Consider the following 22,011-nt stretch of genomic DNA (forward strand, 5'->3'; position numbering starts at 1 on the left):
ATCCTCCTCTTCAGCGGAGTCCTTTGGATCCATTGAAAAATTTCCGCTCTTATCTCCACCACATGCCTGCCAGTCAGCCAAGCGAGTTTCTGCAGAGGTTTCAGGTCTCTCCCAATTTTCTATCCGAGGTTTTGAAGGAGGAGGGGGTGATAGAGGAACAAAGCACCCCCAACAAAAGCACCCGGAAAGGCTAGTTGTTAATCCTAGTGCGACACATAATCTGGTTATTCTCATTTAGCGCCTTTCAATAAAATGGAAATAGCAGTCCAAACTTCAGGAGGCAACAGCTCCGCCATGGCAAATGGAGTGGATGGTAAAATTGCCAATTCGGATACTCGATCCCGAATGAATCGTTCTGTGCTCTCCATTCCACGTTTTGTATTTCCTTGTTCGTCATACAAGCCCGTGATCTGCCCTCCGATATAGTCATGGGTTCCACCGAAGGCCTCTATCAATTTATCTTGCCAGCTACCCGGCTGATATTCATGACCAAATAATGTTCCTAACCACCCTTGAATGCCGCCTGTTGCACCAGCAGCCTTTTGTCCTTCAGGGGACTTGAGGAATTCGGCTAGTGATATATTGTTGTCTGGGTGCCATTGCACCATGCCATCTTTTAGAACAAGTACATTATTTCCATTTTCATCTTTTCGAGTTACGCATCGTGCATTATCTGGGCCACAGATATTATCCAAATCAACCCTGGTTCCTCCGCCTTTTATACCGTCGCCGCGAACGCCTTCGCTTTCGCCTGATGTGTTGTTGAGCACCGTGTTGCCATCGGTGATTCCTTTAAACAGGCTTGAGTTTGCGATGGTGATTTCTCTCATTTTTTCTGCTGCAGTAGATAAAGCTTCCTTGCCAAGCACTGTATCCAATTGTCCGGTGACGGCCCCAATCAGTACATTCATAACCTGCTCTTGCAGTCGCAAATCTTTGAGTTGCGACTGAATGATTGATTTTTCCTCAGGCGTTACTGCTTCTTTAAGTTGTTGCTGTAATGCTCGACGTTTTTCCTGAACATACTGGCCTACAGCATAATGGGCCTGCTGTCCAAACGCCTCCGTAATCTGCACCTGCGCCTGAATCTCCTTGGCTACCTTCTCCGCATCGAAGATAGGCGCAATGGTATTAGCCGTACTGTTACCTTGGCTATCCACCGCATTGCCCTGCTCATCCACATGCACGTCGCGGTTGAGTAGGGCGACTGTGGTGGCGGCATCCGTGCCGGACTTTGTCTGCTGTTCTGCGTCATTTGTAATATCGACTGTACCGCCACTGATCGCGCTGACTGTAGTACTGCTGGCTTGACCGGTATCCGAGCCCATGCCCGCCCCGGATAGCTGCGGCAACCCAGCCTGGATACCACCGCCTATCGTCGCCGATGTCGCCTTGGCATCATACTCTGCTTGGTTCTTGATATCTGAGACGGTGAGCGTTCCCGTGGAGAGGTTGTTCCTGTTTTCCGCAATCGCGGTTCCAGTAGATGCGATCACCGCACCTTTAAGATCGGTATTCCCCTTGACGTTGATCTGGAACCCGCCATCGCCTGAATAGATGCCTGCCTGTTCGTTGACAGAGGCATAGTCGCTCTTAATCTTGGTATTGGACGAACTGAACGAACCGCCTGCCATGCCAGCCCCAATCGGCATGCTGACGCTGATACCAGTGCTTTTCTGCTTGCTGTCGTAAGTGCTGATGTCCTGCAAGCTCTGGATATTGAGGTTGCCTTTGCCTGTAGTGCCCACATCGGCCACTACTTGATCCCCCCTGACTTGCGAACCGATGATGTTGGTATCTGTACCGCTTTCCAGCGTGACCTTGTTGCCAGCCTCAACTACGCTCTCAGTCCAGGTGATATCTGTGCCATTGGCCTTGCCTTTACCCTGTGATGCGCTGGCGGTGACGGCAAGCCCGTTGGAACCGATGCTGATGCCGACACTAGCGCTGCTGTTTTTATTCTTGTTGTTCAGTGTTTCCGTGTTCTGCGCAGCGATTAGGTTTACTTTATCATCCGCCTTTAAGCTCACATCCCCATCCGCCTTGATTGTACTGCCGATGACGTTGATATCCGACTGCTCCCCAGCCCCCGTCGCCGTGATGTTGACATCACCGCCCGCCATCACCGTGCTGCCTTGGGCTGTGCTGCTGGTTTGCGTGGAGGTGCTACTGCTCTTTGAAGTACCAATACTGAGCGACAGATTCACTCCGCCTGCCTGATTGGCGGCATTGGTGACGCTATTGCTTGTCGGTGCTGCGGACAATGCCTGCTGGGTGGAATCGAAAGCGTTCTTGGCAGCCAATGCCGTGGTGCCTGCTGCCAATGCCTGCATGCGGACACCGGAAGTATTGCTGGCGGCCTGCTTCATCTGCTCTGCGGTCTGGATCGCCGAGATGACCGGGCTGGTGATCGCCAGCGTCAGGCCGCTCTGCTTGAACTTCGTCTCGGTGGTCTGGGTGGAGGTGTTGTTGCCTGCGGTGATGTTGACCTGTTGGGCGCTGATCTCAATATCGCCTTGTGGCGCGAGCACATCGCTGGCGATTTGCGTGTAGGTGTTGCCTGCCTGGATGGTGACATCGCCTTCGACGCTGCCCACGGTGCTGCCGGTCTGGGTGATGGTGGTGCCGGTTTGCTTTTGGCTCAGGTTGCTGGTGCCGTAGCCGATGCTGGAGCCGCTGGCGGAGAAGCCTGATTTCTTGGTGGTTTTCTGGTTGAAGGTGTAGCTGGTGTTGTCAGCCGTATTGAGGTTGATATCGCCGCTGGCATTGAGAGAAGTGGCGTTGGTGGAGACGACATGACTGCCGGTGATGTTGATATTGCCCGTATCCGCGGATGCGATTCCGGCAGGTGTGCCGGCTTGCAGGCTGATGGTGTCTGCACTCAGGGTGCTGCCGATGGCCTCGGTGGATTCTGCGATGGTGCGGTAGGTCCTGGTCGTGCTGCTTAGCCCGCTGCTGCGCTTGGTCTTGCGGGCAAGATCGAAGTTGCTGCCAGCTTCGCCTGAGGTGATGGTGATGTCCCCTGATGCGGCGATGCCGAGGTTGCCGTTTTCGCTGTTGAGGTTGCCTGCCTTGATGCTGATGTCGCTACCAGCTTGCAGGGAGATATTGCCGCTGGTGTGGATATTGGTGCCGATGTCTTGGATTGAGCCGTAGCTGACGCGATTCTTGGCGTTGCGGACGCTATTGTTCTGTTCGGCGACCTGCACCGTGCCCAGGTTGATGTCGTGGCCCGCCTCGAGCGAGGTGGCGCCATGATCGCCGCTGTTGACAATGCTGGCAGCCATGAGGTTGAGATCGTTGCCTGCGCTGGCGACGAGGACGGCATCGGGGTTGCTCACGTATAAACCGGCAACCCTGTCGAGGTTGGTGCGGCTGAAACTGCTGGCGCCTATGGTCTGGGCATGGCTTTGCGTGGTGCTTTCGATGTTGATGTCACTGCCGGCTTCGAGTACCAGTGCATTTCCTGCCATGATGGTGCCACCGATATTGTCGATGTTGCCGGTGGCTTTCAAGACCGTGACATCAGCACTGATGTTGCCGCCCAGGTTCTGGATGTTGTCTGCATTGAGCACGGCCAGGGTGCGCCCAGCCAGGGTGCCGCCATTGGTGATGGTGTCTGTGGCATTGATGTTGATGCTGTTGCCCGCCATGATGCCGGTCGTGGGGTTTAGGTCGCCGTCCTGCAGGCGTACGTATACCTGCGGCACGAGGGCTTTGGCGATAGTGCCGCCGGGCAGGGTGACTTCCTGTTCCACCAGCCAGACGATGTCACTGGTGAGCTGTGCGATTTGCTCCGCTGAAAGCGCGACGCCGGGGATGAGTTGCATTTGGCTGGCCATGGTGAGTCCTGCGTTCATCAGGGCTTGGTATTGGGCTTCGTCGTCGGCGTAGCTTTCCAGGAAGCGCCTGCCGGTCAGTTCGGCAATCTGTTCCCGCACCAGGCGTTGTTCGTAGAAGCCATCGCCCAGACGCTTTTGCGTGATAGCCGGGTCGAACGAGAGTTGCTGCACCATGTAGTCGGAGCTTAGCCACGTGCGGTAATTGGTGAAGCGTGGGTTGGTCTCGATGAGATAGTCTGCCGCTGTATCTGGAAGCGCCTGGAACAATGCGTTGTTGCTGACTGCGCTTGGGTTACCTGCCACCACGGTACCACTGGTTGGGGGCGCGGCATTGCCTTCTAGGCGGGTAGTGGCGAGATTGTAGGTGGTGACGATGTTGCCGGGACTGTGGTTGCCCAAGTAGTCGATGTCGTATTCGTTATCCTTGCCGTCCCAATCGTAATACCAGGCGCCGCCGCTGTGGCGGGCAATGGTCTGGCCTTCGGTATTGACGTTCTGTACCGTTGCGCCGCTGATGTCCAATACTTCACCGGCAATGATCTGGCTATCGCTGTTCAGTAGGTTGCCTGTGATCTGCATATTGCCTTCGGCGAGTATCCTGCCGGGAGTGGATGCGATCACTTCGGTATGGGAGGTATAAAGGGTGCCCTGGTAGCGCGTGTATTCGCGGAATGTGTATGGCCCGGCGGAGCGCCATACGACATGAACATTGCCTATCTGCGCGCCGGGATAGTCCGCGCTATCCCAGACGACACCTTGGCCGGCTGGGGTGAATTTGTCGTAGCCTGCGGTGGTTTCCGCTGTCCTTCCCACTTGCAGGCCGGTGTTGAGGTTTTGCAGCCCATTTGCGTTGATGACCATGTTGCCCAGCGCTTCGATGGTGGCGTCCCGGTTGATGATGGAGGCGGCATGGCCTGTGGCTATTCCCGCTGCGTCGAGAATGCCCCCGATGGCGATATCGCCTCCGCTGAACAGCATGGCGTTGTCGCTGTTGAGTAGTGTGCTGGTGGCTATGTCGAGACGGGTACGCCCGGCCATGATGGCGGCTGTGGTGGTGCCATTCACGCTTTCAGCCAGGTTGTTGATCTCGCCAGCCTGGATGCTGAGGTGGTCGCCGAAGATGCTGCCGTGCCCGATGTTGTCCAGTCTGCCTGCATTGATATGGGTGTTATCCCCGTCTATTGTGCCGCGATTGGTCAATGTTGCTTGGCTCAGCAGGATGGTGCTGGCTGAAGAAATTTCCCCGGTGTTGTCGATGTCCCCCGCGTTCAGGCTCACCCTGGCATTGGCATTGATGGTGCCCGCATTTTGCAAGTCTTGATTGGTGGCGATGTCGAGATTGGTATGTGCTGCCAGTGTCCCTGTATTGACAATGCGTCCATCGGCCGTTACCACGATTTCGCCCACGCTGGCCCCGATGCTGCCCGCATTGCGCACGCCCAGCCCGGCCTCGGTGCCGATGAGGTGGATCTTGCCTGCGTACATGCCGCCCAGGGCCGCCACGTCCACGGCAAAGGCTGGGGCCGTGGCGGAGCTTGCGGGGGTGAGCCGGGAGATCACGGTTGGGTTGCCGTGGTTGTCGATGTTGATGTGGTTGTTGCCGGTGGTAATGTTGAGTTGCTTGGCCCAGATGCCTGCGTTGATTTCCACGGCCCGTGTGATGATGTCAGTGTAGTCGGCATGACGGGCGTCCATGCCGTTGCCCAGGAAGCTGATGTTGCCGCCGCCTACGCGATAGCCGAGCAGGTTGCCGCCATTGACGATGGGATTGCCAGTGGTGAGGGTGGCGCGGTTGGCGTTGATGAAGCCGCAGCCGTTGCAGCTGATGCCGGCCGGGTTGGCGATGACGAGTTGGGCGCGGCTACCAGCGATCTCGATAAAGCCGTTGAGCAGGCTGGGGCTGCTGCTGTTGACCTCGTTGAGGATGACGCGGGCCATGCCACCTGCGAGCAGTGGGTTACCCTGTATCCAGCCGCCGAGCTGGGTTTGCACATTCGTGTTGCTATTATTAAGGATGGCGCCATGGGTGTTGATGTCGAACTGGCTATAAGTGTTGCGTGATACCCCGGCTGTGCTGGGTGTCTGAATATTGACCAGAGGCAGGCCGTTCGCGGTGTTGTCGATGATAGGTTGCTGGCTGGGAGGTGCGGATGGATCGGCGATGATCTCGGCCTTGGCTGTGCCGGGCATGATGATGACTGTTCCCAGCATGAGCATGATGGTTAGGGGCAGTGGGGCAATGTGGGCCAGCGCGAGAGCGGGGGATTCTCGCACCGCGTCGGAGTGTGTGCCGAGTGTGGTGCGGCGGGTGGCGGTGTTTTCCGCCACGGCCATCATGAGGCCCCGGGCACGGTTGTATATCAGGCGGTAACGGTGCTTGTTCATGTCGATGTCTCCCCTTGTGCGTTGCTAGAACGACCAATTGAAGTTGAATCCGGCGGTGGTGCTGGCGGTCTCGAACCCATCCGGTTTTTTGACGGGTTTGCCCAGGAACAGGTCGTAGCTGAGTCCTTTGTAGCCTCCGCGCATGCCGAGGACGGCGCCTGCCAGTTGCTTGCCGATCAGGAGGTCGCTGGATGGTCCGCCCACTTCGCCGTAGTCAAGCCCGAGATAAAGCGCCTGGCCGCTTTGTCCCAGCATGGCGCTGAAGTCGTTGCGGATGAACCAGCCGTGATCCGCGCTCAGGGTGAGCTGGCCGTCGAAGCCGCGTACGGTATAGCGGTTGCCAATGGCGAAGCGGTCTTGCGGCGTGAGCGGGGTGAAGTTGGATTGCGCGCGGATGTTGGCAGCGTAACGCAGGGACTGGCTTCCCCATGGCGCCAGGAAGAAAAGTGGGGTCATGAAGCTGATGTCGGCAGTGAGCACTTCCATGCGCGAGGTGCCCTCGCCAAATGCTTCCTCGGGCGCCTTGAGTGCCTGTTGTGCGCCAGTGCCGCGGCGGAAGGTAAAGGTATAGTCCAATATGGCCTGGCCGAGATACCAGCTCTGGTTAACGCCCAATGCCCACCCGGCAGTGCGGCGGCGCTGTACTTCTACTTCCGTATCGTCCACGTAATTGAATGACTTGCGGAAGAAGCTTCCCGCGGATATCTGTGTCTTGTTGACGGCGGAGCGGTATACCATGCGGCTGAGCCGGAATTCGGCATTCTGCGTGCGGCCGCTGTAGAGGTAGGATTGGTTGAGCCCGGCGACTTCCTGGTGGTAGCGATAGTTGGAGCCGGTGGCGCCGAGCAGCCAGTGGCCGAAAGGGATGGAGTAATGCAAGGTCTTGCCGTGTGAGCCGCGGCTGCCTCTGTCGCCGCCGCCCAGATCCTGGTTGAGGTTGATGTAGAGGAGATCGCTCAGGCCGAGCAGGTTGTCGCCAGAGAGCGTGACGCCGCCCTGGTATTTGCCGGTGCTGTCGAAGCCGCCGTCGTCGGCGCTAAAGGTGATACGGAAAGGCAAGGCCTGGTGGTAGCGGATCACTAGGTCGCTCTCGCCGGGCTGCGCATTGCCTTTGGCGGGCTCGATCTGGATATCGGCATCTGAAGTCGGGGAGCGCTTGAGGTTTTCCAGACCCTGTTCGATGGCACGCAGGTTGAGGATGTTGCCAGGGGCGATTGGCAATGCGTTGCCGTAGCGTATCCTCGGGCTGGAGTCAGGCGCGAAGCGAATCTGCCGCACCTTGCCGGGAATCACGGTAAGGCGGAGGTGTCCATTGCTCAGATCCTGCGACCCGGCCAGGATGCGCGTCGTGACAAAGCCCTGGGCGACGAGGGTATTCTGCATATGCGACATGACGGTATTGATGCCTTGCGCGCCCAGGCAGCGACCAATGGCGAGGTGTTCGCCCTGGAGGACACTCTGCAAGGCAAACTGGAAGAGATCGGTATGTTCGCCTTCAAGGCTGATCTGCCTGATGGTGAAGCAGGGAGACTCCTCGGTTGGATAGGCAAGCGGGGCTGACGGATGCAAGCCAGGCTGGCGTGCATCTGGCGCGGTTTCCTGTTGCTGGCGCAGGATGCGCAGGCGTTCCTGCTGCTGTAGCTGCTCTTGCGCGGATGTGTCGATCGGCTCGATCGCTGCGCTGGAGGGGCTTGCGTAAAGCAGGATCAATAACGCCCATAATCCATAACGGGATGGCAGCAAGTATGGTTCCCCTATCACAATATGTACTCGGTATTTTTATTGCTAAGGGGCAAGTGCCGGGCGTATATCACGCGAGACGCTGGGATATATCTAGTATTGACGCACCAGGCCGGATCGGCGAGGCGGGATCCTCAAATATGGCGGTTCCGCTGTCATAGTAGCAAGCTGCTTACCTTAGACCGGTGACTTTGCGTCCTTGGTTTTTCAACCAAGGTTGCCCTTAACATTTTTGACTATTCTCCGGCCATTTGAGAATTAATGTCAATTGGCTCGGGTCGGGATTTTATCCTTTTATTTTGTCGGTGGATTGCTGGGGATGAGCCTGGTTTTTGTCTGTCATGCGGACGAGAAGGTAGGTGGGAGAAAGGCTCTGGCGATAGTATGCAAAAAGATCAGCATGAGTATTGTCTATAATAATCGAACTTCTCAAAATTTCTGGTGAGTCCATGCTCGTATTGAAAACATTTTCCTTGTTTATCCTGACTGCGCTGGCGGAAATCCTGGGCTGTTACCTGCCTTATCTTTGGCTCAAGAAAGATGGGTCCGTCTGGCTGCTATTGCCCGCCGCCATCAGCCTGGCGGTGTTCGCCTGGCTGTTGAGCCTGCACCCCACCGCCGCAGGCCGTGTATATGCGGCCTATGGCGGGGTGTATATTTTCGTGGCGCTCGGGTGGTTATGGCTGGTAGACGGTATCCGGCCCAGCACCTGGGATTTCGTCGGGGTCGGTGTAGCCCTCGCGGGTATGGCGATCATCATGTTCGCACCACGGTAATACCCATTAGCATTCCAGATGCAGCTTGACGCTGGGCTGGGCTGGTTCGCTGATAAATGCCAGGGTCCGCGGGCCCATGCGTTGGAAAGTCACGCTGATAAATTCACCCCCGACCTGCAGGTGCCGCAATGTCAATTGGTTAACGCCTGAGGGTAATTGTGGGCGCACTATTCTGACGCAGTGGCCGGTAGCATCGATCTCCAGTCCCAGGGCTGCCTGCAGCAACATGAATACGGCTCCCGAGGCCCAGGCTTGCGGTTGACAGGCCACCGGGTAGAGTACGGGTTGTTCGCCGCGGGTGCGGCTGAAGCCGCAGAACAGCTCGGGCAGGCGCAGCGAGAAGCAGAGTGCCGCTTCAAACAGGTTGTCGAGCAACTGCCGTACTCCTTCCCGCTCCCCGTAGCGGGCCATGCCGGCCGCGCAGATGGCAACATCGTGCGGCCAGACCGATCCATTATGGTAGGCCCCAGGGTTGTAGCGGATTTCCTGCTCGGATAAGGTGCGAATTCCCCAGCCACTGTTGAATGCCGGTGCCAGCAGTTTCTGGATGACATGGTACGCGCGGTCTGATGCAGGCAAGCCGCTCCAGAGCAAATGTCCAGCGTTTGAGCCTTCCACTTCGCATAACGTGTCTTTGCCATCCAGGGCCAGCCCGTAGAACTGGCGGTTCTCCATCCAGAAGCGCTCTTCCACTTGCAGGCGCAGTTTCTCGGCGAGCGATTCCCAGCGGGCGGCAAGGCCGGGGGAGTGATCGATGGCTTTGGACATGTCGGCCATGTCCTGCAGCGCCCGCCAGGCGTATCCCTGCACTTCCAGGAGGGCGATTGGTGGTGATGCCAGGCTGCCGTCGGCATGCGAAACTGCGTCGGCGCTGTCTTTCCATCCTTGATTCTGCAGGCCGCTGTCTTCTGCTCGCTGGTAGCTCAGCAGCCCCGCGTGGTTTTCCTCCAGTCGTTCTTCAACCCAGCGGATGGCTGCGAGAAGGGCGGGCCAAAGCTGCTCAAGCCCCTTCCTATCGCCAGTACGCCTGTACCATGCGCCTGCCAGCATGATAAACAGGGGCGTGGTGTCGACACCGCCGTAATAGCGGGCAAACGGCAGTTCATTCATGGCGGCCATTTCCCCCTTGCGGGTTTCGTGCATGATTTTCCCGGGCTGAGCGTCCCGGAAGGCCGAGGTCTCTTCGGATTGATGCTCCGCCAGATAGCGCAATACGCCTTCAGCGAGCGAAGGGTCAATCCATAAGGTTTGCAGGGCGGTGATGATGGCGTCGCGCCCGAATGGCGTGGAGAACCAAGGGATGCCTGCATACGGATAAGGGCCGGTGGGCAGGTCGCTGGTCAGCAAGGCCAAGTCGGCCCGCGCCCGCTGCAGCCAGCGGCTGAACAAGGGGTTGTCCGCATGAAGTTGGGCGCCACGCATGGTGCGCCTGTGCATTTGCCGGCGCGCCTTGCGTTCTGCCTTCATAAAAGCGTCAGGGCTGGCGCGATGTGGTTTCCGGTCCACGCTCAGCACCAGTTCCCAGCGCTCGCGCGGTGCCAGGTGCAACCTGAAGTTGGCAGACTCTTCGGACAGGGAATCGGGTGCCTGCGAGAAGGAGATCACCGAGCGGCGCTGTTGCCGGTCGAGTCCCTCATAAGCCATCGTGACATGGCGAGGACTGATTTCTGAGCGACTTCTCTGACCGCGCCGCATGCGCCGTTGGCCACGGATCTCGAACATATCGACGAAGTCTGCCTGCCAGCCGAGCTGTAGCGATAGATCGACGGCGGTGGTGCCGAAGTTCTCCAATGCCAACCGGATATGGAGCTGATTGTCATAGAGCAGGCAGCGCCTTTCCAAGTGCAGGGTGCCTGGCAGAAGCACTTGTCCCGGCAAGACCAGCTCCGGGTTGGTCTGATGAGAAATGAACATGACGTTGTCTTCGCTGATTGCCGCCGAGAGCAGGACGGGACGCTGGTTCTCAAGGCGGACGGACAACCTGGACAGCATGCGCGTGTCGTCGATGAACAGTCCCTCACTGGCGCCGCCAATATCTCCCAGGCTGCTCATGACGATGAAACTGTCCCTGGCCTTCAGCACGAAGGGGGCTTCGTGGCTGGCGTGACTGGTTTCCAGGGATGTACCAAGTTGATCGTCCATCGTTCACCTCAGCCTACTTGGCTTTCCATCAGGTTATCGTCGTTGGCGCTTGCCGCAAGCCGCTTGTAAAGCTTGAGATAGTGCTCTGCCATGACATCGGAAGTGAAGCGCATGTCGAATGCCTCGCGCACCTTGGCACGATCCAGCGTAGTGGCAGCATGACATGCTGCCGCAGCCTGGTGTTCGTCGGTGACGATGAAGCCGTTCCTGCCCGGCTCGATGATTTCGGGCACAGAGCCGCAACGCCATGCGATCACCGGTGTTCCGCAGGCCATGGCCTCGATCATGACCAGTCCGAATGGCTCGGGCCAGTCCACGGGGAACAGCAGGGCGAGCGCGTTGCCCAGGAAGTCGTTCTTCTGCGCGTCCGTGATTTCGCCGATGAATTCGACATCTGCTTGGTTCAGCAGGGGTTTGATGACGTCATTGTAGTAATTCAGGTCTGCTGCATCCACCTTTGCGGCAATCTTCAGCGGGATGCCGGCTTTGCGCGCGATGGCGATGGCGCGGTCTGGGCGTTTTTCCGGGGAAATGCGGCCAAGGAAGGCCAGGTACCCTCCCTGTGGGTTGGGGTTGAAGCGATACAGCGCCGGATCGAGGCCGTGATAGACCGTGCCTGCCCAGTTGGCGCCAGGGAGGGCGCGGCGCTGGTCGTTGGAGATGGAGACCAGCGGGAACTGGCGCCAGCGCTTGAATGCATTCGGCAAGTCGGCCATGTCCAAGCGGCCATGCAGGGTTGTCAGGGTTTTCGAGGCGATCGGCTCGAAGAACGGGAAGTGGAGCATGTCGGTGTGGAAATGAAGAATGTCATATTCGCCAGCATGACGCCTTACCTCGTCCAGGAGAGTGTAATGGGCCGCGATATCCGACTTGAGCGGCGCAGGGTCCAGCCTCAGCGCGCGCTCCCGGCAGGGAATCAGGCGGGCTTTGCTCTGGCTGTCTCCCGATGCATACAGGTCGACTTGGTGACCGGCTTTGACCAGCGCATCACATATGCTTGCGACTACGCGTTCAGTACCGCCGTAAAGGCGGGGCGGGACGGCTTCAAAAAGAGGGGCAATTTGTGCAATTTTCATATTATCTCCGTGAAAATAAAGTGAAAAGTGGACGTGTGCACCATCTAAATCAGGAAAATAGGGGCGGCATATACTTTTTCAAGTAGCAGTTCTTGCAGTGCGGGCTGGCAATGACATCACCAACCGTCAATGAAGTTGAGTAAGGAGGAAGGGTAGAAGGAATGTCAGGCGCTTGCCTGTGCTTCTTGCGGTGTTTTGCGGATCAGCCGAGCTTGTGGCAAGACTGCACTGAAAATGCTGCCCTTGCCTGCTTCGGATTCGATTTCCAGTCTTCCCTGGTGGCGAGTGAGAATGTGCTTGACGATGGAAAGGCCTAGCCCCGTGCCGCCGGTTTCGCGTGAACGGCTGCGATCCACGCGGTAGAAGCGCTCGGTCAGGCGGTCTATGTGCTGCTGTTCTATGCCGATGCCGGTGTCGCGCACGCTGAATACAATGTCATTGCCGCGCAGAAACAGCTTCAGGTTGATCTTGCCGCCTTGTGGAGTATAGCGCACGGCATTGCTGACCAGGTTGCCGAGCGCACTGTGGAGCTCTTCCGTGGCCCCCTTGATAAACAAGCCGGGCTCTACTGGCTCGAGCGTAATTTCGTGCTTGCCTTGGCTGAGGCTGACCCCTTCATGCAATAGCATATTGAGCAGGGTGCCCAGGTCGATCTCGGTTTCCTGAGGGGCTTCGGGACTGTTTTCGAGCTGGGAAAGCGTGAGCAGGTCCTCGATCAGGCGCCGCATGCGGCCGGTTTGCTCCTGCATCATGCCGAAATAGGCGCGCGTGCTTTCCGGCACGGCGCCTTCCATGTCCATCAACGTTTCCAGAAAACCGCCCACTACAGTCAACGGGGTGCGCAGCTCGTGCGAGACATTGGCGATGAAGTCGCGGCGCATGGTTTCCAGCTTTTCCATGTGGCTGACATCGCGCGAGATCAGAAGCTTCTGATTGATGCCGAAAGGCACCAGTTGGATTTCCAGCGTCGCGCCTATGGTGCGCCAGGACTTGAGTTTGATCGGCTCGGAATAATTCTGTGCTTGCAGGTATTGAATGAAGTCAGTGGGCCGAACCAGATAGGTGATGGGCTGCCCGGCATCCTGGCGCATGGACAGTCCAAGCTGGCTTTCCGCGGTTGGGTTGCACCATTCGATCTGGTCATTGCCATTGAGCAGGACGACGCCGTCGGGCAGCGCGCTGGCTGCATGGCGAAAACGATCAAGCGCGGAACTGATCTGCGCCTGGCTGCGGTGGTGCCGACGCTTCTCGTAATAGATCGCGGAGAACACATCCTGCCAGATGCCGCTGCCGACGGGCATGGTGTTCAGTTCTGGCTTCCTGAACCATTGCAGCAACCGGTGCAGCCAGTAGAGGTGGCTGGCCAGGTATAGCAGCAAAAAGGCACTGAATGCCAACAATGCTGTGATGGCATCTGTGAATGCCCAGATGATCAGGCAGGTGAGTAGGGTGGCTAATCCTAGCCACAAGGCTTTCCAGCGGATGTCTTGCACGAAGCGCTTCTTGTCTTAAGGCAATCGCTATTATGAGCTACTGTGCGGAGAAACGGTAGCCGACACCACGCACTGTCTGGATGAACTCCTCGTGCCCTGATTCAGAAAGAGCGCGGCGCAGCCGGCGGATATGCACATCCACTGTCCTGTCTTCCACGAACACGCGGTCTCCCCATACACGGTCCAGCACTTGTGTGCGGGAATGCACGCGTTCCGGGTTGGACATCAAGTAGTGCAGCAGGCGGAATTCGGTCGGCCCCAGTTCCAATGTCTTGCCGTTGCCTGATACGCGGTGCGTCATCGGATCCAGGCGCAGGCCGCCAATTTCGAGCGGGTCATCGGTCATTTGTGGCGCGCGGCGACGCAGTACTGCCTTGATGCGGGCATTGAGCTCCCTCGGGCTAAACGGCTTGGTGACATAGTCATCTGCACCGACTTCCAGGCCGCGTACCTTGTCGGCTTCCTCTCCACGCGCGGTCAGCATGATGATGGGGATGGCCTTGGTGAGCTCGTCGCTCTTCAGCTTGCGCGCAAACTCGATGCCGCTCATGCCAGGCAGCATCCAGTCGAGCAGGATCAGGTCTGGCAGGGCTTCGCGGATCAGCATTTGCGCTTGCTCCACACTCAGGGCGCGCACGGGATTGTGGCCTGCTTGCGTCAAGTTGAGCGCAAGCAATTCCTGGATGGCTGGTTCGTCTTCTACAACCAGAATATTCGCTGGCATGTCGGGTTTCCTCGCTTGTTGAATGACGAGCAATATATGACGCTAATATGACAGATTGATGAACATGGTCCAAGCAATTTGGGATTGCGGTTTTATTCGATTTGTATAATTATTTGTAACAAAATGTTTCTTTTTGTTACTTCTACATCCAGGCTGCCTTCAGATGGGGCCGAAGGGGGGCGCATGGCAGGTTTTTTTTCCAAGGAACGTATTACGGCTGGGCCGGGTTATAACCGCTGGCTAGTGCCGCCTGCAGCGCTGGCTGTGCACTTGTCGATCGGCATGGCGTATGGTTTCAGCGTGTTTTGGTTGCCGCTGTCCAAGGCCTTGGGAATTCACGAGCCGCTGGCATGTGGGGAAGATATCAGCTTCTGGATGCGGGCCGTGACGACAACCTGCGACTGGAAGGTCAGCGACCTGGGCTGGATGTATACCTTGTTCTTCGTCTTCCTGGGGTCGTCTGCCGCGGTGTTCGGGCACTGGCTGGAGCATGCTGGGCCACGCAAGGCGGGCGCCGTTGCTGCTGTGTGTTGGGGTGGTGGACTGCTGATTTCCGCAATCGGTGTATATACGCATCAGCTCTGGCTGATGTGGCTGGGCTCGGGTGTGATCGGCGGTATCGGGCTCGGACTGGGTTATATTTCCCCGGTCTCGACCCTGATCAAGTGGTTCCCGGATCGGCGCGGAATGGCAACTGGCATGGCGATCATGGGGTTTGGCGGCGGCGCCATGATAGGAGCGCCGCTCGCCAATACGCTCATGAATCATTTTGCCACCGAGACTTCCATCGGTGTGTGGGAAACCTTTGCCACGATGGGCGTGCTGTACTTCATCGCCATGATGATAGGCTCGCTGGGCTACCGGGTGCCGGCGCATGATTGGAAACCCGAGGGCTGGACACCTCCTGTTAGTAATGGCAATAGCATGATTACGCAGCATCATGTGCATGTGAACCGGGCGCACAAGACGCCGCAATTCTGGCTATTGTGGTGGGTGCTGTGTCTCAATGTCAGTGCCGGTATCGGGGTGATCGGCATGGCGTCTCCAATGTTGCAGGAGGTGTTCGGCGGGCAGCTGATCGATGTGCCGCTCAAGTTGGCGGAGTTGGATGGCGACCAGAAGCTGCAGGTGGCGGCCATCGGTGCCGGGTTTGCCGGCTTGCTGTCCTTCTTCAATATCTTGGGCCGTATAGGCTGGGCATCATGCTCGGATTTCCTGGGACGCAAGCTGACGTATATGATCTTTTTTGCCCTGGGTTTTGTGTTGTATGTGTTATCGCCATGGGCAGGCAGCATGGGCAGTGTGGCGCTGTTTGCAGGTTTATTCTGCATTATCCTCACCATGTATGGTGGTGGTTTTTCCACGATTCCGGCCTATCTGGCCGACATTTTCGGCACCCAGCATGTGGGCGCGATTCATGGGCGCTTGTTGACTGCCTGGGCTACCGCCGGGGTGCTGGGCCCGGTAATCGTGAACTACTTGCGCGATTACCAGCTCGACCAGGGCGTGCCGGCAGACCATGCCTACAACATGATTATGTATGTGCTGGCGGGCCTACTGCTGGTGGGGCTGGTCTGCAACCTGCTGGTGCGCCCGGTGGCGGAGAAGCACTATATGACCCCGGCCGAGTTGGAAGCGGAAAAGAAGGTCTCGCACGCGCAGGCGCAGGCAATGGCAGGAGCAGCCGCTCATAGAAGCAGTACCGTATTGGTTGTGGCGGTGTGGATCGCGGTCGGGATCCCGATCATGTATGGCATCTGGAATACCTTGCAGAAAGCGGTTATCTTGTTCCATTGACGTTTTGCTATTGGAATTTGTTGTGACTGAAGTCTGCCGCTGTGGATGGGCCAAGAGAGCCTTGGATGTCATCTATCATGACACGGAGTGGGGCGTGCCCGTGCACGACGACAGGTTGCTGTTCGAGTTCCTGGTGCTCGAAGGCGCCCAGGCCGGGTTGAGCTGGAGCACCGTGCTGAAGAAGCGGGAGCATTACCGCAAGGTATTTGACCAGTTTGATATTGCCAAAATCGCGGCCTACGATGCGGACAAGGCCGAAGCATTGCTTGCGGATCCCGGCATCATTCGCAACCGGCTCAAGGTGCATGCTGCGATCAGCAATGCCCGCGCAACATTGGATATCCAGGCCAAGCACGGTAGCCTGGATGCCTTCCTCTGGCAATTTGTGCAGGGCACGCCCCAGGTTAACCGCTGGCGCAGCCTGGCAGAGGTGCCTGCCCAGACGGAGGTATCTGACCAGATGTCCAAGGCACTGTTGAAGCATGGCTTCAAGTTTGTCGGTTCCACCATCTGCTATGCGTTCATGCAAGCTGTCGGCATGGTCAACGATCATGTCGTTGATTGTTTTCGCCATGTCGAACTGCTGTCCGGCGCCTCTTACGTGGTAAAATAGCGCGCTTAGCCAGAGGGTTGCTGGCTCATTTCAATAACGCAGCGCCGCTGCGCCCGGTTTGGATGAAATCATGAAGAAAATCACAGTAGATTTGAATGGCAAGGATTTGCGCATCGGCATCGTGCTGTCGCGTTTCAACAGCAATATCGGTGAAGGCTTGCTCAAGGCGTGTGTCGATCAGTTGCACAAGTTGGGTGTGGCGGATGACGATATCACGCTCGCCACTGTCCCGGGTGCGCTGGAAGCCCCAGCCATTCTGTTGCAGATGGCAGATAGCGAGCAGTTCGACGGATTGATTGCATTGGGCGCTGTCATCCGTGGCGAAACTTACCATTTCGAGGTCGTTTCCAATGAGTCTGCGCGTGGTATTTCCGATGTGCAGCTGAGCACTGGCATTCCTATCGCCAATGCCATCCTGACGACAGAGAACGATGAGCAGGCCGAGGCACGGGTGGCGGTCAAGGGGGCTGAGGCTGCGGATGTCGTTGTTGAAATGATCAATCTGCTGAAGCAGTTATGAGTGATCGCGACAACATGCCTGCAGAGGCAAAAAAACCGGCGCCGAAGGCTGGTCGCAGCCGCCGCAAGTCGCGGGAATTGGTACTCAAGGGCATTTACCTGGGCCTGATGAACCAGAAGGATACTTCCGTCATCATCCGCGAGCTCGCAGATGATCCCGATTTCGATCGGGCGGACTATGAGTATTTCCGCCAGTTGCTTGAAGGGGTGGCGGAGAGCATCGACGAGCTGGATGCGCGCCTGGCAGGCTTGCTGGATCGGCAGGTATCCGAGCTCAGTCCGATCGAGCATGCCATTCTCTGCATTGCAGCCTACGAATTAATTCACGATGTGACGATCCCTTATCGCGTCGCTATCAATGAGGGCGTAGAGCTGGCCAAGCTCTATGGCGGCACTGACGGTCACAAATACGTCAATGGCGTGTTGGACAAGATCGCGGCGGAAGCCAGGCCGGATGAGTTCCAGCGAGGCAGGAGGTAGGCCCGTCCGGATTGTGTATGCGCAGCCAGCCTATGGGCTGGCTGTTTTTTTATCTGGCTCGAGGTGGCGTGAAACATTCACCGGCATCATGAAGAGGCTTGTCATTCGGTGCAGGCTTTGTAAAGATTGTGCTGCGCGCATTATCAATGATCAAGAAAAACAAAGCAGGTATGTAGGCTGAGACAGCTGGCTCAAGGGCTGCCACCTGAATGAAAGGGAGTGTCTTCATGGCAAAATTGGTGCTGACGCTGGAAGGGGATTTTCTAGCTGAGTTCCCATTGGATAAGCAGCGCTTGACCATCGGGCGGCGGCCAAGCTGTGATATCAGGCTGGAGAATCTTGCCATCAGTGGTGAGCATGCTGCCGTGGTGGCAGAAAACGGTGCGTTTTATATAGAAGACAGCCACAGCACTAATGGCACCTTGGTAAATGGCCGGGCCATTGTGCGCCACCGGCTCCAGGATGGCGACAGGATAGGCTTGGGTCGTCACCAGATCGAATACCTTGAAGAGGCGCTGACTGCAGAGCGTGGCTTCGAGAAGACCGTGCTGGTCATGCCGGCCATCAAGGAGATGATGACGAAGGCATCCGAGGAGAAAACGAGTGGGGCGGATGGGCTTGCAAGTCATCCTGTCAATGCGTCCGCAGTCAACGGACCGTCGGAATTGCAGACTGGCCTTACCGCCAGGGTCAAGGTGTTGAATGGCTCCAGTGCCGGGCGCGAATTGGTGATCAAGAAGACCTTGATCACACTGGGCAGGAGTGGGGTGCAGGTCGCGGTCATCACTCGGCGGCCTCACGGCTACTTTCTCTCTCATGTAGAGGGGAATGGTCGCCCGCTCCTGAATGGCATGGCAGTAGGCTTACAGGCGCAACCTTTAGCAGAAGGCGATATGATTGAGCTGGCCGGGGTCAGGATGCTGTTTTCGCTGGGCTAGCCAGGCTAGGGTGACGCTCGAGGGGGCTGGATATGTGCAGTGTATGGATCCCAGCCATTGGAAGACCTCGATGCGGTCGGCACTGCCCTATATACCGAGCATGATCACTCTCGAATTGATTGTGAGAATCACCAAGCGCTTGGCCTATGCCGATGCGGGCACACTTTTACAACCACAACAATACGTTACAGTTCGAGATCATGCGGACCAGCTCGCATGGTACTGCGATGGGAGAGTGTGGGGAGCCAAGCATGAGGCCGCGTGCCGTGGTATATGCTGGATCAGTGGTGATCCGGCGTGATCAAGGCAATGGTTGGCTATGTATGCCTTGCTGATCTATCAGCAGGTAGCTGCCCTGTTCGTACCAGTCGCCCAGCACCCATCGATCTATCCTGTGACCATCTACTTCCAGGGGATGCAGTGCGGGTCGATGCGTGTGTCCATGGATCAGCAACTCAGGATAGTCATATTCGCGCAGCAATGCTGCAACTGCTTCCGGGTTCACGTCCATGATGCTTTCCTGCTTGCCGGATTTTTCCTGTTCACTGCGTTGACGCAATGCCGCGATCTGTGCTTTACGCATATCGAGAGGTTGTTGGAGAAATTCCTGCTGCCAGGTGGGGTGGCGAACCTGGCGGCGGAAAGCCTGGTAGGCAGCATCATCGGTACAGAGCGCATCGCCATGGCTCAACAATGCGCGCTTCCCATGCAGGATGAGGAGGGACGGGTCGGGCAGCAGCTTGAGCCCGGCTGCGTAAGCAAATGCCTCGCCGATCAGGAAATCCCGGTTGCCATGCATGAAGTAGAGCTGTGTGCCGTGATCGGACAGCGCTCGCAATGCCTGGATGATAGGCTGGTAATGGGCAAGGTCGTCGTCGCCCGCCCAGTATTCGAAAAAATCACCCAGAATGTACAGCGCCCGGGCCTGGGTAGCTTGCCTGTGCAGGAAGTCCAGGAACTGGGCAGTGATGGCGGGTCTGGAGTCGCAGAGGTGCAGGTCGGAAATCAGCAGGCTAAATGCCGTTTTGTCCTGGTCCGCAGACTCCATCCCGGTGACGTGACTTAAACGATTTCGGCGCGTTCGATGATGACTGGCTCCAGAGGCACATCCTGGTGGCCGTTCTTGCTACCGGTCTTGACCTTCTTGATCTGGTCAACGACTTCAGTACCTGCCGTCACCTTGCCGAATACGGCGTAGCCCCAGCCTTGGGAGGTCGGTGCGGTGAAGTTGAGGAAGTCGTTGTCGGCCACATTGATGAAGAACTGGCTGCTCGCAGAATCAGGCGCAGGAGTGCGCGCCATGGCAATGGTATACGTCTTGTTCTGGAGGCCGTTGTTGGCCTCGTTCTTGATCGCCGCATTGGTCGGTTTCTGTTGCATGTCGGGAGTAAAGCCGCCACCCTGGATCATGAAACCGTCAATGACACGATGAAAGATGGTGTTGTCATAAAAGCCGTCTTTGACATATTGGATAAAGTTGGCCGTTGTCACCGGCGCTTTTTCTTCATCGAGTTCCAGAGTGATTTCACCGAAATTGGTATGTAGCTTAATCAAGGCTGCTTTCCTTTACTTTTGGTTGGCGCTTCTGTCTGCGCGATGGTTTTGACTTTCTTGTAATCCAGGCGTTCGGCGATGCTGATGGGTTGATCCAGTAATGCAACCTTCTCGATAACGACAGGCTCCACTGGCACGTTGAGGTGGGCGCCCACTACTTTGGTGGGGCTTTTACCTATCCGCTCGACTACATCAATGCCCTTGATGACCTTGCCAAACACGCAATACCCCATATAGGCAGGTTCCGGCTTGTGGAAGTTGAGAAACTTGTTGTCTGACAGGTTGATGAAGAACTGCGAGGTCGCGGAATTGGGGGCGAATGCCCGAGCCATGGCGACGGAGCCGTATTCATTCTTTAGCCCGTTGTTGGATTCATTTTCAATAGGTGAAAAGGTGGATTTTTCCCTCATTTCGGCAGTGAGGCCGCCACCCTGGATCATGAAGCGATCCACTGTGCGGTGAAAGGTTGTGCCGGTATAGAAGTCGCTGGTGACGTACTGGAGAAAGTTGGCGACGGTTTTTGGCGCCTTGTCCGGGTAAAGCTCAATGACGAAGCTGCCGTGGTTAGTCTGTATTTCCAGTTGTGGCAGCGCATTGTCGCTGGCGGTCGCTACCAGGCTGGTACCCAGCATGGAAAGATACAGAAGCGGGTTGAGCAAAGCACGTGTAATAAATGTGCGCATCAGAATTTCCTCCAATGTCTTAAAAGTCAGCATCATGCGGGACCTTCATACATGATTTTCCAGCGATGATCGTCCCACACCCAGTACTGCTGTTTCTTCATGTGGTCAATGAGTATATCGCTCTTGTAGTCTTGGTCAAAGCTGACCAGAACCATAGGCGCTGGGGCATTAGGATAGCGGAACATACTGATGTTGGATAGACTGATCTGTACTTTTGTCTTGGCTGCCTGGATGCGCCGCTTGTTCTCTTTCCATTTTTCCAGGTTGCCGCTGTCGCTGAAGAAGGTGTCGGCATAGTGGGCGAGGTACTGTTCCGTATCCTGTGACTCCCAGTCGCGGCGCCATTGCTCCAGTGCCTGGTCCAATGCCTGTCTGCGCTGCTCGGCTTCCTGGGGCGTGATCCACTGTAGGTCGTTGCTGATAATGACCGGCGTTGCGCCTTGCTGCAATACGGGGGCAAGTGCCTTGATGTCTGGATTGGCAATCACGACGCAGCCATCACTAGCCTTGGGCGGACGGCTGTATACATCCTGAGGGGTGCCGTGCAGCCAGATGCCATGGCCTTTTTTCCCATGTCGTTTGTCAAGCGGGTTGGGATAGTTCAAGGGATATGCTGCTTCGCCATAAAAATCCGGCAGCTTGTGCTCCAGCTTCTTGTCCGCAATATATATTCCCAAAGGGGTGCGCTTATCCCCTTCAGTAAATTTCTCGCTGCCATTCTTACCCATGGTGATGTAGTAGTCGACCAGGTGGTGGAGCTGGCTGTCGCGGTTCTGATATACATATAGTCGTGATTTTGTCGTGTCGACCACGACTGCATAGCGCTGCTCCGGTGACATGTGCCAGAGCACGTCAGGGATCTTGCCTTCATGCGGGCTTGCAAGATGGCGTTCTATCCGGACCTTGGCTTCTTCCTGGAAGTCCGATAGCGCTGCATCCTGGTGATCGCCGAGCTTGGTAGACTGCTGCGCAAACGTCATCAGCAGGTCGCCACGCACTAAGTGCGCAAGGCGGAAATTGGGTGCATCTTGCAGTAACTGGTCAACGGTATTCAAGGCTTCCCGCAGCTGGCCTGCATTGATTTGAAGCAGGCTCTGTACCAATAAGCGTTCAATCTGGTTGCTGTTGAATGCAGGGAGCATACTGCCCGGAGACGTGCTGGACTTGTCTGCCGTGGCATTCCAGGGCAGCAGGCCGCCACCGACGAACATCATAATCGATAACAGTTTGGTTAAGCGCTTGAGCATTG

The 22,011-nt window shown here is 56.9% G+C and carries 16 protein-coding genes and 1 riboswitch; of the genes, 6 read left to right on the top strand and 10 right to left on the bottom strand.

Annotated features, from left to right (window positions below; genetic code table 11):
- Window positions 1-230 precede the first annotated feature (230 nt).
- The gene (locus tag MFLA_RS02465; protein ID WP_011478850.1) at window positions 231-6,227 is read right to left on the bottom strand and encodes a hemagglutinin repeat-containing protein; all 5,997 of its coding nucleotides are present in this window, start codon (window positions 6,225-6,227) and stop codon (window positions 231-233) included.
- Window positions 6,228-6,251: 24 nt separating this feature from the next.
- Entirely contained in the window at window positions 6,252-7,970 is a 1,719-nt protein-coding gene (locus MFLA_RS02470; protein WP_011478851.1) for a ShlB/FhaC/HecB family hemolysin secretion/activation protein, read from the bottom strand.
- Between the two features lie 136 nt (window positions 7,971-8,106).
- Window positions 8,107-8,199: riboswitch (cyclic di-GMP riboswitch) on the bottom strand.
- Window positions 8,200-8,416: 217 nt separating this feature from the next.
- On the opposite strand from MFLA_RS02470, the gene MFLA_RS02475 reads away from it, so the two are divergent.
- Window positions 8,417-8,743 carry a YnfA family protein gene (locus MFLA_RS02475; protein ID WP_011478852.1) on the top strand — a complete coding sequence of 109 codons (327 nt, stop codon included), beginning with the start codon at window positions 8,417-8,419 and terminating at the stop codon, window positions 8,741-8,743.
- A 6-nt stretch (window positions 8,744-8,749) separates the two neighbouring features.
- Here MFLA_RS02475 and MFLA_RS02480 read toward each other — a convergent pair whose 3' ends face one another.
- The 4 genes from MFLA_RS02480 to phoB all read right to left on the bottom strand — a co-directional run bounded on the left by MFLA_RS02480 (window position 8,750) and on the right by phoB (window position 14,178).
- Complete coding sequence (locus tag MFLA_RS02480; protein WP_011478853.1) at window positions 8,750-10,885, bottom strand: amylo-alpha-1,6-glucosidase; 2,136 nt, start codon at window positions 10,883-10,885, stop codon at window positions 8,750-8,752.
- Between the two features lie 8 nt (window positions 10,886-10,893).
- A complete protein-coding gene (locus MFLA_RS02485) occupies window positions 10,894-11,961 on the bottom strand; it encodes a glycosyltransferase family 4 protein (protein ID WP_011478854.1) in 1,068 nt (355 codons plus the stop codon).
- 164 nt (window positions 11,962-12,125) lie between these two features.
- Window positions 12,126-13,454 (bottom strand): phosphate regulon sensor histidine kinase PhoR, encoded by a 1,329-nt coding sequence (gene phoR, locus MFLA_RS02490; RefSeq protein WP_011478855.1) that lies wholly within the window; start codon window positions 13,452-13,454, stop codon window positions 12,126-12,128.
- A 37-nt stretch (window positions 13,455-13,491) separates the two neighbouring features.
- Window positions 13,492-14,178, bottom strand: coding sequence for a phosphate regulon transcriptional regulator PhoB (gene phoB / locus MFLA_RS02495; protein WP_011478856.1), 687 nt, complete (start codon window positions 14,176-14,178; stop codon window positions 13,492-13,494).
- A 183-nt stretch (window positions 14,179-14,361) separates the two neighbouring features.
- On the opposite strand from phoB, the gene MFLA_RS02500 reads away from it, so the two are divergent.
- From MFLA_RS02500 to MFLA_RS02520, 5 genes are all read left to right on the top strand, one after another.
- Window positions 14,362-15,975, top strand: coding sequence for an OFA family MFS transporter (locus tag MFLA_RS02500; RefSeq protein ID WP_011478857.1), 1,614 nt, complete (start codon window positions 14,362-14,364; stop codon window positions 15,973-15,975).
- A 4-nt stretch (window positions 15,976-15,979) separates the two neighbouring features.
- Entirely contained in the window at window positions 15,980-16,588 is a 609-nt protein-coding gene (locus MFLA_RS02505) for a DNA-3-methyladenine glycosylase I (RefSeq protein ID WP_011478858.1), read from the top strand.
- Window positions 16,589-16,658: 70 nt separating this feature from the next.
- The gene (gene ribH, locus MFLA_RS02510) at window positions 16,659-17,108 is read left to right on the top strand and encodes a 6,7-dimethyl-8-ribityllumazine synthase (protein WP_011478859.1); all 450 of its coding nucleotides are present in this window, start codon (window positions 16,659-16,661) and stop codon (window positions 17,106-17,108) included.
- Window positions 17,105-17,587 (top strand): transcription antitermination factor NusB, encoded by a 483-nt coding sequence (gene nusB, locus MFLA_RS02515; RefSeq protein ID WP_048811512.1) that lies wholly within the window; start codon window positions 17,105-17,107, stop codon window positions 17,585-17,587. The genes ribH and nusB overlap by 4 nt, the downstream gene beginning before the upstream one ends.
- 227 nt (window positions 17,588-17,814) lie before the next feature.
- Window positions 17,815-18,525, top strand: coding sequence for an FHA domain-containing protein (locus MFLA_RS02520; RefSeq protein ID WP_011478861.1), 711 nt, complete (start codon window positions 17,815-17,817; stop codon window positions 18,523-18,525).
- Window positions 18,526-18,826: 301 nt separating this feature from the next.
- Here MFLA_RS02520 and MFLA_RS02530 read toward each other — a convergent pair whose 3' ends face one another.
- Genes MFLA_RS02530 through MFLA_RS02545 form a run of 4 tightly spaced genes read right to left on the bottom strand, consistent with a single transcriptional unit; the run spans window position 18,827 to window position 22,009 of the window.
- Window positions 18,827-19,573 (bottom strand): UDP-2,3-diacylglucosamine diphosphatase, encoded by a 747-nt coding sequence (locus MFLA_RS02530; protein WP_011478862.1) that lies wholly within the window; start codon window positions 19,571-19,573, stop codon window positions 18,827-18,829.
- Window positions 19,574-19,587: 14 nt separating this feature from the next.
- Window positions 19,588-20,079 (bottom strand): peptidylprolyl isomerase, encoded by a 492-nt coding sequence (locus MFLA_RS02535; RefSeq protein WP_011478863.1) that lies wholly within the window; start codon window positions 20,077-20,079, stop codon window positions 19,588-19,590.
- The gene (locus MFLA_RS02540) at window positions 20,076-20,762 is read right to left on the bottom strand and encodes a peptidylprolyl isomerase (RefSeq protein ID WP_048811819.1); all 687 of its coding nucleotides are present in this window, start codon (window positions 20,760-20,762) and stop codon (window positions 20,076-20,078) included. The genes MFLA_RS02535 and MFLA_RS02540 overlap by 4 nt, the downstream gene beginning before the upstream one ends.
- 32 nt (window positions 20,763-20,794) lie before the next feature.
- The gene (locus MFLA_RS02545; RefSeq protein ID WP_011478865.1) at window positions 20,795-22,009 is read right to left on the bottom strand and encodes a L,D-transpeptidase family protein; all 1,215 of its coding nucleotides are present in this window, start codon (window positions 22,007-22,009) and stop codon (window positions 20,795-20,797) included.
- Window positions 22,010-22,011: the final 2 nt, after the last annotated feature.

The sequence above is a fragment of the Methylobacillus flagellatus KT genome, assembly GCF_000013705.1.
GTDB lineage: Bacteria > Pseudomonadota > Gammaproteobacteria > Burkholderiales > Methylophilaceae > Methylobacillus > Methylobacillus flagellatus.